Origin of the sequence: Pseudomonas sp. NPDC088444 (genome assembly GCF_044900175.1) — a bacterium.
GTDB lineage: Bacteria > Pseudomonadota > Gammaproteobacteria > Pseudomonadales > Pseudomonadaceae > Aquipseudomonas.
The window spans coordinates 234425-248637 of the sequence record NZ_JBJDNK010000006.1 but is presented as its reverse complement, the minus strand read 5'-3'; the positions used below and the strand labels follow the sequence as shown (position 1 = coordinate 248637).

The 14213-nt window shown below is 58.7% G+C and carries 14 protein-coding genes; 5 read left to right on the top strand and 9 right to left on the bottom strand.

Annotated elements, in window-relative coordinates:
- Positions 1 to 67 precede the first annotated feature (67 nt).
- Positions 68 to 1450, bottom strand: a complete 1383-nt coding sequence (locus ACI2KB_RS14120; RefSeq protein WP_404635446.1) for a NorM family multidrug efflux MATE transporter — start codon at positions 1448 to 1450, stop codon at positions 68 to 70.
- Between the two features lie 165 nt (positions 1451 to 1615).
- On the opposite strand from ACI2KB_RS14120, the gene ACI2KB_RS14115 reads away from it, so the two are divergent.
- Both ACI2KB_RS14115 and ACI2KB_RS14110 read left to right on the top strand, forming a co-directional pair.
- Positions 1616 to 2536: a LysR substrate-binding domain-containing protein gene (locus ACI2KB_RS14115; RefSeq protein WP_404635444.1), complete on the top strand. Its 921-nt coding sequence runs from the start codon at positions 1616 to 1618 to the stop codon at positions 2534 to 2536.
- A gap of 347 nt (positions 2537 to 2883) precedes the next feature.
- Positions 2884 to 4857, top strand: a complete 1974-nt coding sequence (locus ACI2KB_RS14110) for a methyl-accepting chemotaxis protein (protein ID WP_404635442.1) — start codon at positions 2884 to 2886, stop codon at positions 4855 to 4857.
- A gap of 15 nt (positions 4858 to 4872) precedes the next feature.
- Here the strand turns inward: ACI2KB_RS14110 and ACI2KB_RS14105 are convergent, their stop codons facing one another.
- The 3 genes from ACI2KB_RS14105 to ACI2KB_RS14095 form a co-directional block, all read right to left on the bottom strand.
- Positions 4873 to 5160, bottom strand: coding sequence for a type II toxin-antitoxin system RelE/ParE family toxin (locus ACI2KB_RS14105; protein WP_404635440.1), 288 nt, complete (start codon positions 5158 to 5160; stop codon positions 4873 to 4875).
- Positions 5147 to 5446, bottom strand: a complete 300-nt coding sequence (locus ACI2KB_RS14100; protein ID WP_404635438.1) for a type II toxin-antitoxin system RelB/DinJ family antitoxin — start codon at positions 5444 to 5446, stop codon at positions 5147 to 5149. Before ACI2KB_RS14100 ends, ACI2KB_RS14105 begins: the two co-directional genes overlap by 14 nt.
- Positions 5447 to 5507: 61 nt before the next feature.
- Complete coding sequence (locus ACI2KB_RS14095) at positions 5508 to 7001, bottom strand: YifB family Mg chelatase-like AAA ATPase (protein ID WP_404635436.1); 1494 nt, start codon at positions 6999 to 7001, stop codon at positions 5508 to 5510.
- Between the two features lie 191 nt (positions 7002 to 7192).
- Between ACI2KB_RS14095 and ACI2KB_RS14090 the strand changes: the two genes are divergently transcribed.
- The 3 genes from ACI2KB_RS14090 (at position 7193) to ACI2KB_RS14080 (ending at position 8976) form a co-directional block, all read left to right on the top strand.
- A complete protein-coding gene (locus tag ACI2KB_RS14090) occupies positions 7193 to 8263 on the top strand; it encodes a heparin lyase I family protein (RefSeq protein ID WP_404635434.1) in 1071 nt (356 codons plus the stop codon).
- 121 nt (positions 8264 to 8384) lie between these two features.
- On the top strand, positions 8385 to 8663 hold the full coding sequence (locus tag ACI2KB_RS14085) for a type II toxin-antitoxin system RelE/ParE family toxin (RefSeq protein ID WP_404635432.1): 279 nt from the start codon (positions 8385 to 8387) through the stop codon (positions 8661 to 8663).
- Between the two features lie 7 nt (positions 8664 to 8670).
- Positions 8671 to 8976 carry a HigA family addiction module antitoxin gene (locus tag ACI2KB_RS14080; protein WP_404635706.1) on the top strand — a complete coding sequence of 102 codons (306 nt, stop codon included), beginning with the start codon at positions 8671 to 8673 and terminating at the stop codon, positions 8974 to 8976.
- A 120-nt stretch (positions 8977 to 9096) separates the two neighbouring features.
- On the opposite strand, the gene ACI2KB_RS14075 is transcribed toward ACI2KB_RS14080, so the two are convergent.
- From ACI2KB_RS14075 to ACI2KB_RS14055, 5 genes are all read right to left on the bottom strand, one after another.
- Positions 9097 to 10029 (bottom strand): phosphatidate cytidylyltransferase, encoded by a 933-nt coding sequence (locus tag ACI2KB_RS14075; RefSeq protein WP_404635430.1) that lies wholly within the window; start codon positions 10027 to 10029, stop codon positions 9097 to 9099.
- A gap of 1 nt (position 10030) precedes the next feature.
- Entirely contained in the window at positions 10031 to 10651 is a 621-nt protein-coding gene (locus ACI2KB_RS14070; RefSeq protein ID WP_404635704.1) for a lysophospholipid acyltransferase family protein, read from the bottom strand.
- An 11-nt stretch (positions 10652 to 10662) separates the two neighbouring features.
- On the bottom strand, positions 10663 to 11031 hold the full coding sequence (locus ACI2KB_RS14065; RefSeq protein ID WP_404635428.1) for a hypothetical protein: 369 nt from the start codon (positions 11029 to 11031) through the stop codon (positions 10663 to 10665).
- A gap of 76 nt (positions 11032 to 11107) precedes the next feature.
- Positions 11108 to 12433: a phosphatase PAP2/dual specificity phosphatase family protein gene (locus ACI2KB_RS14060; RefSeq protein ID WP_404635426.1), complete on the bottom strand. Its 1326-nt coding sequence runs from the start codon at positions 12431 to 12433 to the stop codon at positions 11108 to 11110.
- 19 nt (positions 12434 to 12452) lie between these two features.
- Positions 12453 to 14210: a bifunctional alpha/beta hydrolase/class I SAM-dependent methyltransferase gene (locus ACI2KB_RS14055; RefSeq protein WP_404635424.1), complete on the bottom strand. Its 1758-nt coding sequence runs from the start codon at positions 14208 to 14210 to the stop codon at positions 12453 to 12455.
- Positions 14211 to 14213 lie beyond the last annotated feature (3 nt).

Sequence of the window (14213 nt, the reverse complement as noted above, 5' to 3'; positions counted from 1 at the left end):
TTCCGGCTAACGCTGAATCTGTGGGAGCCAGATGGGTGACGAATGCGGTTGATCAGACCACATAGAATCAGCCCATCACCACAACGCCCGTTGCCTCTTTGCGCAGCAGCTTCGTGGTTTTGCGCTCAAACGCCCAGGTCAGCGCCACGGCCGAGCACAGCAGCCCCAACGCCAGGCCCCACCAGACCCCCTCAGCGCCGTAGTGGCCTACAAAGCCAAAGCCCCACGCCAACGGCGCGCCCACCAGCCAATAGCTGATCAGGCCAATGAGAAAGGTGGTTTTGGCGTCCTTGAATCCCCGAATTGCCCCCATCGCAATCGTCTGCGTGCCGTCGAGGATTTCGAACCACGCGGCAATTGCCAGCAGTTTCACGGCCAACTCGACCACGTCCTGATACTTCGGGTCGTTCAGATCCACGAACAAGCCGATCACCGCATGGGGCGCGACCCAGAACAGGATGCCAAACGTCAGCATCAACAGGCCGCCGAACGCGATGCCCATGCGGCCCGCCGTGCGCGCCAGCAGCAGATTGCCTGCGCCGTAATGCAGGCCGATGCGCATGGTCACGGCGTAGGAAATCCCGACGGGAATCATGAAGGCCATCGACACCGATTGCAGGGCGATCTGGTGCGCCGCCATTTGCGTGCTGCCCATTGCGCCCATGCAAAACGCGGCGAAGGTGAACAGGCCGACCTCCACCGCATAAGTGCCGCCAATCGGCAGGCCCAGACGCCACAGCTCTTTGAGGCAGGTCCGCGACAGGTTCATCAGGTCTTTGTGAATCGGGTACGCCGCGTACGCGTGGTGGTAGCGAATGTGCAGCCACAGGGCCAGCGCCATGCTGTTGGTGACAATCGCCGTGACCAACCCGATCCCCATCAGCCCCCAATGCGGCAAGCCGAACAACCCGTGGATGAAGGCGTAATTGAGTCCGAAGTTGGCCACAACGCCCACCAGGCTGATGACCATGACAGGGGTGGCCCGGCCCAGCGCACTGGTGAAGCCCCGCAGCGCCATAAAGCTCAGCAGTCCCGGCAGCGCCAGCGGCAAGGTGATTAGAAACTGACTGGCCATGTGCACGTTGGCTTCGTCCTGACCGAAGTGAGCCAGAATCGGTGCGAGGTTCCAGAGGATAAGTGCGGCGATCAGCGCCATGCCCCACGCCAGCCACAGCCCTGCCTGAGTCAGACGGGTGGCGCCCGCGTCATCGTTAGCGCCTTTGCGAATGGCCACCAGTGTACCGACGGCAGCCATCACGCCGACGCAAAAGAAGGACACGAAGTTGTAGCTGGCCGCGCCCAACCCACCGCCCGCCAGGGATTCAGGGCCGAGCTTGCCCATCATCACGGTGTCGGTGAAGACCATCAGCATATGCGCCATCTGGGAAGCGATCAGCGGCCCGGCCAGGCGCAGGATGATCCACAGTTCTTTGAAGGCGTGCTGTTGCATGGTTGGACGCTCGGGAGGGAGAGGCATTGGTGAGCTGCCCATTGTCGTGATTCGCCCCGCGATGCACAAAGGGATAAATACGATCAGTGGCATGAGTAAAACTCATCCTGAGTGTTTTGCAGTAGAGTGCTTTGCATCGCCATCAGGCAAAGAGGAAAGCGCCAGATGCCTCGTAGTCTTCCGCCCTTGTATGCGCTGCGTGCATTTGAAGCCGCTGCGCGACACAGCTCGTTCACCCGCGCGGCTGAAGAGCTGTCGATCACTCAAAGTGCCGTCAGTCGGCACATCCACACGTTGGAGCAGCACTTCGCCTGTCGGCTGTTTCGCCGCAATGGTCGCAACCTGCAACTGACCGAAGCGGCGCGAGAGCTGTTGCCGGGTGTGCGCGAAGGGTTCTCTGCGCTGGAGCGGGCGTGCAGCGCACTGATGGCCGAAGAGGGCATCCTGCGCATGAAAGCCCCGTCGACCCTGACCATGCGCTGGCTGTTGGCACGACTCAGCCGGTTTCGCCATTTGCAAGTCGGCAACGAGGTGCAACTGACCAGCGCGTGGATGGACGTCGACCATGTGGACTTCACTCAGGAGCCGTTCGATTGTGCTGTGTTGCTCAGTCGTGGCCATTTTCCGCCGGACTGGGAGGCGACTTACCTGTTTCCCGAACTGCTGATTCCGGTCGGCTCACCCAGCTTGCTCGACGATGCGCCTTGGGACGCCGAACGGCTGGCGAGTACTGAACTGCTGCACCCCACCCCCGATCGTCGTGACTGGCGCAGTTGGTTGGAGCGCATGGGCTTGTCGGATCAGGTGTCGCTAAAGGGTGGCCAGGTGTTTGACACGCTGGAGCTGGGCATGATCGCGGCGGCGCGGGGGTATGGCGTGTCCATGGGCGACCTGTTGATGGTGGCTGAGGATGTGCTGCAAGGTCGCTTGAGCCTGCCTTGGCGAACGGCGGTGGTCAGTGGCGAGAACTACTATCTGGTCTGGCCCAAGACCCGGCCCGGTGGTGAGCGACTGCGCCGATTGAGCGATTTTTTGCAGAGCGAAGTGCAGGCGATGGAGTTGCCTGAGGTGACCATTTTGGAATAAGGCGCAAACGTGCTCTTGATTCTGGCCGAAGGCCGTAGGAGCGCAACTTGTTCGCGATCTGGCGCGAATCGGCGGCAACCTAGTTGAATGCGGTATGTCTGAAATGACGAGGTAGCAGTTTTTACTGCCGCTTCGCAGAAGATCGCGGGCAAGCCACGCTCCTTCGGCCTTCGGCCAGAAGCCATCTGTCCTAAAACCCGGCGTAGGACTCAAGTATTCAGGCTGTCAGCCGATTCCTCATTGCAGAGCCGATCCTTCTCTATCGGCCCATCAATACCCTCTATTAGAAACAGTCCGAATGGTTTGCCTGAGATCAGGACGATCCGGTCGTTCGGCAAGGAGTCTCCATGCCTCAACCCCGTGCCCGTATTGCCTCGCAGCTCGGCATTGCCCTGGCTGTCATTCTGGCCGTCGTCATCAGCGGCAGCACGCTGTTTGCCCTGCGCTCGCTGGATTCGGCGAACTTGGCTATCCGCGAAGAGCACATGGGCAGCGAAGCGCGGTTGCTGGCTGATCAGTTGAATACCTTCCACAGCACCCTGCGTGACAGCACTCAACGCTTGAGCGGCCTGTTCGAAAAACGCTTCAGTGGCCTGACGGTTCAAGCCGACCAACAGATCGCTGTCGCGGGCGTACAGACCCCGGCTTTGTTGCTCAATGGCAACCCACTGAACAACGATTTCGCCGAAGTCGACGACTTCAAGAAAATGACCGCAGGCGTGGCGACCGTGTTCGTGCGAAGTGGTGACGATTTCATCCGGATCAGCACCTCGCTGAGCAAGCAAGACGGCTCCCGCGCCATCGGTACGGTGCTGGATCACAAACATCCGGCCTACGAAAAGCTGCTGGCCGGGCAGGGCTACGTGGGCCGCGCGCTGCTGTTCGATCGCCTGTACATGACCCAGTACTCCCCAGTGCGCGACAGCAGTGGCAAGGTCATCGCCGTATTGTTCGTGGGCTTCGATTACACCGACGCGCAAAAGGCGCAGTTCGATAACCTCAAGAGTTTCCGTATCGGCTCGACGGGCTCGCTGGCCTTGCTCGACGAGCAGAACAAATGGCTGGTGCCGCCTGCCGGGGTGAAGGATCTTGATCAGGCAGCAAAGGGACTGGCTGACTTCGTCAAAACCCCGGGCGTGGGCCGTTTCTGGCAAGACGCCGGCAATGATTTCTACACCGTGGCCGAGCCGTTCAACGGCGGCCCGTGGTCGATTCTGGCGGTGATGCCAAAAGATGAGATCAGTGCGGTGACCTGGAGCGTTGGCACTCAGTTAGCGATCGGCAGCCTGTTGGCGATGCTGATCGCTGTGGGTTCGGCCATCTGGCTGCTGCGCAGCAAATTGCAGCCATTGTCCGATCTGGTCAATCAGGCCGAGGCGCTGGGTGCGGGTGACCTGAGCGTGCGTCTGAATATTGCCAGTCACGACGAAATTGGCCAGTTGGCCGGTAGCTTCAACAAGATGGGCCAAGCACTGGAAACCATGGTTTCACACATTCGTACGGCGGCGCAGGAAGTCAGCGGGCGGGCGCAGGCGTTGTCCGGTTTGTCCGGCGGCGCGTATGAAGGCATGGAGCAGCAATCCGGCGAAATCACCAGCATGGCCGGGGCCGTCGAAGAATTCAGCGCCACGGCGCTGACCATCGCCGACAACATGGGCAATACCGAACGCTTGGCGCAGGGCAATGCCCAACAGACGCGCATTGGTCGTGCATCGATGGAAGAGGCCTCGGCGTCGCTGGAGCAAATCGCCGGGTCGCTGGGAAGCACCGCTGCGGTCATCGACACGTTGGGTCAGCGATCTCAGGAAATTGGCGGGATCGTCAGCGTCATCACCTCCATCGCCGAACAGACCAACCTGTTGGCCCTCAATGCCGCCATCGAAGCTGCGCGTGCGGGCGAACAAGGCCGTGGTTTTGCTGTGGTTGCGGATGAAGTGCGCAATCTCGCCTCGCGCACCCGTCAGGCCACCGATGAGATTTCCGGCATGATTGCCAGTATCCAGCAGGAAACCGGCAACGCCATCAGCACCATGGAGCAGGGCAACACGCTGATGCAAGAAGGCCTCTCGCGCAACGCCAAGGTCGCGGCTGCATTGGCCCAGATCGACGAACAGAGCCGCTCGGCAGGCGAGCAGTTCGCCTCGATTACCACGGCGACTCAGGAGCAAAGCAACACTGCGACGCTACTCAGTGCCAACCTGCAAAGCATTGCGCTGGCCAACAGCGAGCAACGTGAAGTGGTGTCGAACCTGGCGGTGACAGCGCAAGAGCTGAACGCGCTGGCGGCGGATTTGCGTAAGGAAGTGGATCGGTTTAGATAAACCTCGGCTGGCCACTCATTCTGCCGATGATGGCCATTGCTGAGCGGCGTGCAGAACTCGCAGGATGGTGATCGAGCAGGCGTTTTCGGCGTAGATCACCAGATAATTGGGCATGACCACCATTTCCCTCGTCCCGGGCTCTCGACCTGTTTTATAAAGCCTTGGGTGTTGAGGCAGATGCCCGATTCGCAGATCAATTTCGTCTTTCAATCGCCAGGCAGCCGCCGAGTCGTGATCTGAGATGTAAGCCAGAATCGCCAGCAGGTCTGCCTTGGCGTATTTGCTCCATTCAACTGTCAGCACCGTGCTTCCTTTTGAGTAGATTGGTCGCCTCGGCCATCACGCTTTCGTGAGATTCGGTCGGGCTTGTGTCCTCCATGGCCTCGCGCACTTTGGCCCTGAACCACTTGTCGTAAGCCTCTGCATCGCAAGTGAAGCCGGGAGGCAGAGCGCCTTCTCTGGCGACACGCGTCAGCAAGATTCGCACAGCATCAGATACCGTGAGTCCGAATTTTGCGAGCGTTTCGGCGGCTTGAGTCTTGAGTTCGTCGTCAATTCTTACGTGCAGCATCGATGTCTGAGTGGCCATGATGTATCCCTCTAAAAGGCTCACTATGTATCTCATATGAGATACAGGCAATGAGTCATTTTCACCCCGACGATGGCCGGTACTGCAACGCTTCGGCAATGTGCGCTCTTGATATCGCGTTCGCTCGCTCCAAATCCGCCAACGTGCGTGCCACCTTCAGCAATCGATGGGCTGCGCGCAACGAAAGGTTCAAACGCTCACACGCTGTTTCGAGCCAGGCCTCATCTTCAGGCAGTAACACGCAGTGTTGGCGCAGGGCTGGCAGGTCGAGAAAGGCGTTGGCGCAGCCTTGTCGTTTTTGCTGACGTTCGCGGGCCTCGGACACCACCTGGGCAGCCTGCGCGCTGGTTTCGCCGATCTGTGCAGGGGCCGCCAGTGAGGTCGTCTCGCGGGCGACTGTCAGGTGCAGGTCGATCCGGTCCAGCAGCGGGCCGGACAGTTTGTTGCGATAGCGCTGGATCTGGTCGGTCGAGCAACGGCAGCGCCCGGTTGGCTCTCCGTAATAGCCGCAAGGGCAGGGATTCATGGCCGCGACCAGCTGAAATCGGGCGGGAAACCGTACACGGTCCCGCGCCCGTGAGATAACGATATGGCCTGATTCCAACGGCTCTCTCAAAACCTCCAATACGCGCCGGTCAAATTCGGGTAGCTCATCCAGAAAAAGGACACCGTGGTGCGCCAGCGTAATTTCGCCAGGCTGCGGACGACTGCCGCCACCCACCAATGCCGGACCAGACGCAGAGTGATGAGGTTGCCTGAATGGACGCTGCGGCCAACTGGTCAATGGTGCGTGACTGGCGACCGATTGAATCGCCGCTACCTCCAACGCCTCGCGCTCATCCAGCGGTGGAAGAAGCCCCGGCAGGCGGCTGGCAAGTAACGTCTTGCCGGTCCCTGGAGGCCCACTGAAAAGCAGGTTGTGCGCCCCGGCTGCGGCGACCAGCAGCGCACGCTTGGCGGCACTCTGGCCCTGAACTTCGCTCAAATCGGGGTAAGGCAGCGGTTGCAGGATCAGCCCGTTGGATTTGTAAGGTGCAATCGTCGTATGGCCATTAAGGTGCGACACCAACTCCAGCAGATGACCGACCGCGATGACCTTCAAGCCTGACGCCAGGCATGCCTCCTCTGCGTTTACAGCGGGGACGATCAACGTATGCCCGGCATCCCGAGCGGCCAGTGCGGCGGGCAAGACGCCCTGCACCGGCCGAATTGCCCCGGATAACGCCAGCTCGCCAAGGCATTCCACATTGTCCAGCGCCAGCGTCGGAACCTGCGCGCTCGCAGCAAGCAGCCCCAATGCAATCGCCAGATCAAACCGCCCGCCATCCTTGGGCAGATCCGCCGGAGCGAGATTCAACGTGATCCGCCGCGCCGGAAACTCCAGCCGACAATTCAGAATCGCACTGCGCACCCGGTCCTTGCTTTCCTTCACCGCGCCTTCGGGTAAGCCGACCAGCGTCAGGCTTGGTAATCCGTTGGCCAGATGAGTTTCGACGGTAACGGCGGGAGCTTCGACACCCACTTGGGCACGGCTGAGAACGATGGCGAGGGACATGTCGATCCTTGGGGCGGCACCGCTTCCTGCGGCGGGCTGAAGGATAGTCAGCGAATTGATCCGGCCGCTCACGCAAGTTCTACGGCATGTGTCCCAACTGGGAACTGCGGCCTCGATCCGGCCACTCAGTCCTCACATTGAAGTGCCTTCTCGGGCTTCGAACTTCTGACTCTCAACGCCAGGACCAGACCATGACACCGATCAACTCGCTGATTCGTACCACGCCGCTCGACGTGTCGAGCACGCAGCATTTTCCAGACTCCAGATCGCAACAGGAGCAAGGGATATCTGCCAGAAGCGGCAATACGCCCGTTTCTTTCATGTCGCAGCCGCAGAACGCGCAGGTCAACTTTGGCGGGGCGAACAACGCGCTCCAACAGCCGCAGAGCAATTTTTCAGCAAATGGAGGGCAGGCGGATCCGTTGACCCAACTGATGACCTTGATTCAAGACCTGCTGCAACGCTTGCAGGCCTTGATGCAGGGCAACTCGGGATCGGTGAACACCCCGTCCAACAACGCAGTCACTGGCGGTGGCAAGGTGGGTGGAAACTCTGGACACAACCCCGTGGACAATCACGCCTCGACTCAAGGCACGCCTCAAGCGGGCAAGGGCGGCAGCAGTCCCGCGAATGGCCAGTTTTCCGAGCACTCACTGGGTAATCAACTGAGCGTGCAGAAATCCCCGGAAGACAAGATCGGCATGGCCAAAGACCCTGAGCGTGGTGATGTAATCAAGGTCGACTTCAACAAAGGTCATTACACCGAACACTCCACCAGCCCCCGCGCCGAGATCAAGGACGGCACCAAGCTGCAGGAAGGCGAGCCCTACAGTTTCAAATTCGGCATGAAGCGCGAGGCCAACAATGACGGCACGTTCTTCCAGGTGCTGGACCACAACAACGCCAAGCCCAGCCCTCGCGCTTGGCTGGCGACCAAGGATGGTCAGTATCAGTTGCACCTGAAAACCAGTGAAGACAGCAACGCGCCTTCGAAAGTGTTCAACATTGGCAAGCCTGGCGATGCCGCCAAAGATGTTGGAAAGTGGGCGGATTTTCAGATCGATTTCAAACGCGGTATCGGCGATGGCGAAATCTCGGTGACCAAGAACGGCGAAAACGTCTTCGACAAAAAAGGCATCTCGACCATGTTCGATACCCACAGCAGCGACTCTTACGCCAAGTTCGGCCAGTACCGAAACGAAGGCGACCACAGCCCGGCGACGAGCCTGTTTTCGGGGTTCAGTGTGGCGAAAGGGTCATGATCGATCATTTCACCGAGACGATGTGGATCGTCTGTATACGTTTCACAACGGATTTCCGCATTGCTCTGGTGAGAAAGGCGATCTAGCATAGATTCTTAACGAGTAACGTTAAGCGTTAGCAATGCTTGCAGGTTTTAAATGTACGGACACAGAATCGCTTTTTCGGCATGGCAAAACCCGTGTGTGGTCCTCAATTCTCTCGATGGCCGAACGCAAATTGACCATGTTTGATGCTGCCACATCGTTGGTAGATCTCAAGTCACCATCCGGGAACCGGCTAGAGGCGCTCGGTGGTGATCGCAAAGGACAGCACAGCATACGCATCAACGCGCAATGGCGTATTTGCTTCATGTGGGGCGCGAATGGGCCGGAAGAAGTCGAAATCGTTGATTACCACTGAGGTAGCCATGAACAGAAATGGAATGCGTCCGGTCCACCCCGGCGAGGTGCTCAAAGAAGAATATCTGGAGCCGCTGGGTCTGACCTCGGCAGCATTGGCGCGGGCGCTCAATGTTTCCACACCCACTGTCAATGACATCGTGTTGCAGAGGCGAGGTGTGAGCGCCGATGTGGCGCTACGTTTGGCGGCGTGCCTGGATACGACTCCAGAGTTTTGGCTGAACCTGCAGCTCATCCACGACTTGCGCAAGGCTGAAATGGAACGAGGCTCTGCGATCAGGGCACAAGTTCAACCCATCACGCACTGCGCATGAGCGGGTTCATTTTTTTGCGGGCGGTGAAAGGCTTCGCTAAAGCGGCTCTGTTGTGAGTACGTAGGCGGTCCTTGGTTAGCGTGAAAAGGGCTTCTAGCCTGTCATCTTTCCTGTCTGGCCTCACGTCCACCCATAGCGAACAAGGTGAAAGAAGACCGGCGCGGCAAAACACACAGAGTCCAGACGGTCGAGCATGCCACCGTGGCCCTGGATCATGTGACCCCAATCTTTGACGCCCTGGTCGCGCTTGATGGCTGACATGACGATGCCGCCAGCGAACCCCAAAAGGTTGATCAGCAGGGCAATCAGGAGCGACTGCCAGGCCGTGAACGGGGTTATCCACCACAAGGAGGCTCCGATCAGTGAGGCCAGCAATACGCCGCCAATGAACCCTTCTACGGTCTTGGAGGGGGACAGGTTGGGTGCGATCTTGCGTCTGCCTAACAGTTTTCCGCAGACGTACTGCAACACATCGGACACTTGCACGACGATCACGAGATAGGCCAGCAACAACAGGTTTCGGCCTTCGTAGCCTGCGATATCCAACGTCAGTAAAGCTGGCACCGACGATACGCAATACACTGCAATCATCAGCCCCCACTGCACTTTGGCGGCGCGTTCGAGAAACCGCGTACTGTCACCGCCCAATGCGGCGAGTATCGGTAGCAGCAAAAATCCGTACACCGGTATGAGGATTGAAAACAGCCCGTACCAATCGATGTAGATCAGCAAGTATTGCAGCGGCAGGCAGAGGTAAAACGCGGCCGCCAAGGCGGGGTAGTCACTGCTGCGCGTTGGCGTCAGGGTCATGAATTCACGCAGGGCATAGAACGAGACTGCGCAGAACAGCACGATCACCGCGGTATTGCCCAGCCAGAAGGCACCGCCGATCACCAGCACCATGACCCACCAAGCGTTGATTCGAGCGTTAAGGTTGTCGAGCACCGGGTTGGATGGGGTCTTGCTCAGTCGCTTCAGGGCCCAGCCGATCAGCGAGGCAAGCAGCAGAATGGCGCCGATACCGGCAAACAGGATCAGGGTCTGTTGGTCCATCTCAAGCCTGCTCCGGATCTAGGGCCAAAAGCGCATCACGGCTGCGCTCCAGGAATTGCTCCTTGCTCTCGCCGTTCTCGATCTTGAGCGGAGGACCAAAGATGGTTGTACACAGCAAGGGCAGCGGTAAGAAGCGCCCTTTGGGCATGACTCGATTCAGGTTGGTAATCCATACGGGAACGATTTCAGCCTGCGGGTGGCTTTTCGCAAGGTGATACAAGCCACTTTTGAACGGTAATAGCCCGGTGTCTGGATTGCGCGTGCCTTCGGGGAAAATGATCAGCGAGTCGCCGTTTCGCAGGGCGTCAAGCATCACTTGCAGTGGTTTGTGGGTCGTCATTTTGCGCTCGCGATGTACCAACACTCCGTTGAACACGCGATTGATCAGATAGCGGCGCACCATGCTTCGCTGCCAGTAATCAGCACTCGCCACGGGGCGAGTGGTTTTGCGCAGAAGTGATGGCAAGGATGCCCAGAGCAGTACGAAATCGCCGTGGCTGCTGTGATTGGCGAAGTAAATGCGCTGACGGCGCTGTGGCGAGCAGCCCTTCCAAAGGCTGCGCGCGCCGGTGATACTGCGTGCAGCGCGAGTGATCAGCTTCGCGACCAAAGGTTCGAGCATAAATCTGTTCCTTATGCCACGGTGACCAGCCAAGGTATTGCCAGGCTGAAAGAGAGAGTCAGCACGATCTGTGCAGCCAGCAGCGTGACCTGCCGACGCAATAAACGCAGCGTGTTGCCAATACGCTTGTCCCATGGGCGTCCGGCCTTTTCCTCGGGTTGCAATGCGAGCGCGGTCAACGCGTGATCCAGCGCCTTGGTTTTGTCGGTAAGCGGCTGAGGGTGGTCGGCCAGTCGTTGCATTAGATGGGCGTCGAAGCTGACGCGAATCGCCCAGTATTTTTGCAGCAAGCCCATGATGAGCAAGGCGGTGCCAAAACCCGAGATCCACGGATTGAACGGCGCCAGCAGGCCGTGGCATGTGCTGATCAATGCGCCCATGAGTGCCAGTCCTGTGGATAAGTTATCCAGCATGCGCCCGCATCGCAGGAGGCTACCTAACGTATATAGCTGCATGTCAGTCACCATTGGCAGGCCCTGCTTTCGATACGAGTGAGGTCAGCAGTTTGCGATGTTCGTCATGCAAGACAATTCGCGGACGGGCTTTTTGAATCTGTTGGATGGCGGCGTCGACACTGGTCGCACGACCGGTATGTAGAAGCCACGCGGCGACAGCCATGGCACCGCGTGAGTACCCCAGTGCACAACACACCAACAGTGGGCCGTGTTCGCGTAAGTGCTCGACAGTGACAGCCGCCTCACGGCACTGCTCGACGTTTGCGACAGTCAGGTCTAGCACCGGTTGCGAGTGATAGGCGATTGCCGATCCATCCAACGGCAGCTCGGCACAAAGATCGAGCACAGCCAGGAAGCGGCCGTTTTTCAGCTCCCCTGCGGTGGGAATTCGCCCTAGGCAAACGTTATCCACAATCAGGCAGGGATGTGGATGCTTGCGTGTCCACCAACGTGAATTGAGCCATGCCGCCGCCAGATAGGGAGCGAATAGCCAGCGCGACGCCATGCTAAGTTGTCCATTGGCTCCTTTCTGGAAGCCTGTCGCATCGAACAACACGTAATTAAGCGCAACCAGCATCACAGACAAAGCGGGCCAGAATAGCCACCAACCAGGCCCCCCAACTCCTAACGCAAGCGCAGCAATCGACAGCCCCAGCAATGCATAGCGTCCTGCCAACTGCCTGCGCCGTGGGCTGACAGTCAGGCGCACTCCGCTTAACATTCCGGGTCGTTGTTGCGGCCATAACCAGATGCACAGCCAGCCGACCAATGCGCCGGTGGGTACGTCGATGAAGTGATGCTGATAAGTCGTCAATACTGACAGACCGATCAACGCAAACCAGCCATGCACGAGCCAACGCCAAAAACCACCTGTGTGCTGTGCATAACACACCCACAACACGATTAGCAGCGCGATGTGCAATGACGGCGCTTGATTGAACGGTTTGTCGAACCCGGCCAGCGCAGCAAACAGCCAGCCGAACATGCCATCTGTTTCTGGTTTTGCGAAGCTGAACTGCAACGGCCAGAGCAAAAAGCAACTGACCGCAATGACCTGTGCGGTCAGCAAACGCAAGGCGTGGCATTTCAGGGCTTCGTGGGTGCGTGGCAATAACAGTGACAGTCCGTAGAGCACGTCGATGGACCAGTACGGCAGGATCGTCCACGCCCAGAACGGCATGTGCCGCTCCCAGTCGAACACCAGACTGGATACGTCGCTACGCTGGCTGGTGACCCATGTCGCCAAGCCATAACTGCCGAAAAAAAAGGGCGCCAGCAGGCACAGCCACAGCAGCGCTGATTTGCGCAAGCCAGGCTCACGGATCATGGCGTAGCCACCGTCATGGTCATTGCACCCGCTGCGCTAATGACACGGTGAAAATGCCCCATTCGTCGATGCGTTGAGTGATTTTTCGAAACCCGACTGCTTCAACCAGTTGATCCATTTCGATCTGAGTACGCCGACGCATGACCCAGGATTGCCCCTCACGGTGGCTGGTCAGCGTGCGCGCGATCAGCTCCAGTTGAGGGTGCCAGGGCTGATTGGTGTAAATCAGGTAGCCGCCAGGCTTCACTGCTTCGGCTAAACCGGCCAGTGAGTCGTTGATCAGTTGGTTGACGGCAAATAGCTCGTACAAGCCGGAAACGACAGCCAAGGTGGGAGAAGGAGAGAGTGCGGCCAAATCTTCGCGATCAAACGCATTCCCTTGGGAGAAACTGGCGATTTGGTCCAGGCCAGTTTGCTTGATCAAAGCGCTGCCGTCGCGCACATTGATGTCGCAGTAATCGCGCAGCAGAATGGATTCGGGCAGCGAGTTTATCGCGTGCATAGCATCGAGAATGTAGCGGCCGTGCCCGGCAGCGATGTCGACGATGCGCACGTCCTGATCATCAATGCGCAGCTTTTCGATGGCCAAGCGCAGCAGTTCTTCGGCATGGAGTTTGCGCTGGCGAATGCCGCGCCAACCGATGGAGTCGAGATAGCTGCGGTCAATTAGCCGACCCAGTGGCGAGCGGCCGCTAGCTTGGTTGCGGTACACGTAATCGAGCGTGCTGCCAGAGTCGAAGCCAGTGTCAAAGCCCAGTTTTATCCCGGTTGACAGTGTGCTGCCGATGCGCATGCCTGCGCGGGTCGCTCTCCAGTAGAGGCCGCGCAAGGAGTTGCGTGGTAGTGGCGCTGCGAGTGATTCAGACTCCGCACAGGTGTCACCTAGCTTGTCGCTATTCCTTAGATCGGGCAGGTTTTGCGGCTGATCAAAGGTTTGCAGGATGAAGCGGCGCACGCGGGTAATGGCAGTCGCTCGATCGCGCTCTCCCAGCGTGTCATGAAAAAAACCTGGCAGGAGATGCTTTTCTTTGTGTGGGCTGCCCAAGCGGTCGAAGAACTGCTCCTGGGGTTTGCGCTTGACCACGAAGTCTGCACCGGAAATCAGTAATTGCGTAGGGACTCGAATCGCCTGAGCGTCAGCGACGACCCTTTCTGCGGCGCAGTGAAGCCCCAATAGCACCTTGGTCGAAACAGCTTTGGTGATCAATGGGTCGTTGTCATAAGAGGCCGCTCGCTGTGGATCGTGTGTGAGCAATCCCGCCTTGACGTAGCTGTTGACGAAAAAATTGCCGCGAAAGCGCTGTGCCAGTGCCAGCCCTTTTAAAGCGAAGGGTACGTACAGCTTGATTTCGAAGGCCGGTGAAGCCAGTACCAGCGCACGAATCTGCGGTGCGTAATCATGCACCCATGTCGCCGCGATCACGGCCCCCACACTTTGCGCGACGACCGCGATATCACTTGTTGCCACGCAATGCTCTGTGGCCAAGTGATCGCAGAAAGTCTGCAAGTCGCGCACGCAGGTGGCAAAACTGGGGCTGTCACCCCTCGCACCCGGCGACTCACCGTGGCCACGGGCGTCACATGCGAAAAAGTCGAAGCCCGCCAGACTCAATTCGTCGACCAAATGGGCCACGCGGCCGGAATGCTCATGTCCCCGATGTAATAACACAATGGCCTTGCCTGAGGTGTCCAACATCGGATCGATCTTTGGCCAGTGGCGGTAAAAAAGCTCGACGCCGTCATGGCTGATGAAGGTTCGGCTGCGGCACTCGCGCATCGC